The organism is Halanaerobaculum tunisiense, assembly GCF_054657635.1.
In genome coordinates this window covers 1-499 of the sequence record NZ_BAAHYI010000034.1, presented here as the reverse complement: position 1 = coordinate 499, position 499 = coordinate 1, and the positions used below count along the sequence as shown (strand labels likewise).

Below are 499 nucleotides of genomic sequence, written 5' to 3'. Positions count from 1 at the left end.
AAACAAGTAGGAGATTTTGATTTAATTTTCTGTGGGAAAGAAGCTATAGATGGGGATACAGCACAGGTAGGTCCTCAGTTAGCAGAGAATTTAGGGATTTCTCAAGTTACATACACAAGTAACTTAGAGATTGCTGAGGAGAAAGTAGAAGCCAGAAGAGAATTAGAAGATGGTTATAGTATTATTGAGACGGAATTACCATTATTAGTAACGGTGTTAGGTGAATTAAATGAACCTAGATATCCATCAATGAAAGGAATAGTAGATGCTCATAGAGAGCAAGAAGTAAAAGTATGGGGAGCAAAAGAAATAAAAGCAACAGATGATAAACTAGGATTAAGTGGCTCACCAACTCAAGTACGGGAGACATTTGTACCGACACATGAAAAAGCTGGAGAAATGTTAGAAGGATCCCCAGAAGAGCAAGCTGAAGCATTAGCAGAAAGATTAAAGGAAGAAAAAGTAGTTTAAAAATAAAGGATAAAAAGCAGATATATTA

General features: G+C 35.7%; 1 protein-coding gene. It reads left to right on the top strand.

Annotation, left to right across the window (positions count from 1 at the left end; all coding sequences use genetic code 11):
* Window positions 1-471, top strand: a 471-nt coding sequence (locus ACYQ3D_RS12650) for an electron transfer flavoprotein subunit beta/FixA family protein (RefSeq protein WP_459838820.1), incomplete at its 5' end; no start/stop codon positions are given.
* Window positions 472-499: the final 28 nt, after the last annotated feature.